Raw genomic sequence first — 1390 nt, 5'->3', positions numbered from 1 at the left:
CTCCGCGACCGGCTCGCGCGCCGCGCGGCGACCGTGACGCCTGGCCCGCTCGCACGCTCGATGCCCTCCTTCGCGCACGCGCTGCTCACGGCCGCGGCGCTCGCCGACGAGCGACCCGCGCCCCAGCTGCTCTCGGGGGCCGAGCAGGACCGCATCATCGCCGCGATGCTCGCCGGCCACGCCGATGACGCCGCCTCCGGCGACGCGCGCGGCCCCGCGTGGCCCGCGCACCTCGGGCCCGAGGTGCGCGAGCAGGCGGGCTTCCGCGCCGAGCTCCGCGAGCTGCTCGCCGCGGCGCAGGAGCGGGGCATGGACGCGTCGGAGCTCGCCGCGCTCGGGGCGGCCAGGGGGATGCCCGAGTGGGTCGCCGCTGCCGAGTTCCTCGCCGAGATGGAGCGGCTGCAGCGCCTCGAGCGGCGCGGCGCCGAGGCGATGACCGCCGCGTCGCTGCTGCGCCGCGCCGCGAGCGCCATCCGCGAGACGTCCGTGCCGCTGCCCGAGCTCGTGCTCGTCGACGACGGGCAGGAGCTCACCGAGGGCGCGGTCGTCGTCCTCGAGGCGCTGCGCGCGCGGGGCGCGCGCGTGATCGCGTTCGGCGACCCCGACACGACGACCGGGGGCTTCCGCGGCGCGGATCCCGCGCTGCTCGCGGCGCTGCCGCGGCGGCTCGGCTTCGCCCACGAGCCCGGCCATCGCCTCGAGCTCGCGATCGACCACCGGCACGGCGAGCGCATCCGGGCGTTCCTCGCCGCCTCGTCGCAGGGCATCGGCACAGCAGGTGGCGCGTCCCACCGGCGCGCCGCATCTCGCACGGAGCCCGGTCACGACGTGCTCGAGCTGCACCGCGCGCAGTCGCTCGACGAGCAGGCGCGCCGCATCGCGCGGCTCATCCACGAGCGGCGCTCGCACGGCGTCCCGCACGACGAGATCGCGGTCATCGCGCGCACGGGTCGAGCGGCGGCCGAGCTCGGCGCGCTGCTGTCGGCCCTCGAGGTGCCCGTCGCCTCCGGCGGCCCGACGCGGCTGCGCGAGGTCGAGGTCGTCGACGCGCTCGTGAGCGTGCTCGCGGTCGCGACCGGCAGGCGCGAGCTGACCGCCGAGCTCGCCGAGCAGCTGCTGCGCAGCGAGCTGCTCGGGCTCGACGCGCTCGCGGTGCGGCGGCTCAAGCGCGCGCTGCGGCACCGCATCGTCGCGGCCGGCGGCGCCGTGCACGTCGCGGGTGCCGAGCTCGTGCGCGACGCGATCGCCGACCCCCAGCGGCTCGAGGGCCTCCAGGGCGCGCGAGCGGGAGCCGGCGCCGCGCGCCGGCTCGCCCGCATGATCGCGGACGCGCGCGCGCTGCTGAGCGGCGACGACCCGGCGGGCGCCGACCGCGTGCTGTGGGCCGCGT

At 79.0% G+C, this 1390-nt stretch carries 1 pseudogene; it reads left to right on the top strand.

The window, feature by feature from the left end:
- Window positions 1–60: 60 nt before the first annotated feature.
- Window positions 61–1390, top strand: a pseudogene (locus tag NWP09_RS12855) (hypothetical protein); the annotation flags it as partial.

The sequence above is a fragment of the Agrococcus sp. HG114 genome (assembly GCF_024723325.1).
GTDB lineage: Bacteria > Actinomycetota > Actinomycetes > Actinomycetales > Microbacteriaceae > Agrococcus.
Note: the sequence above shows the minus strand (reverse complement) of the source record. Positions and strands in the feature narration are given on the sequence as shown.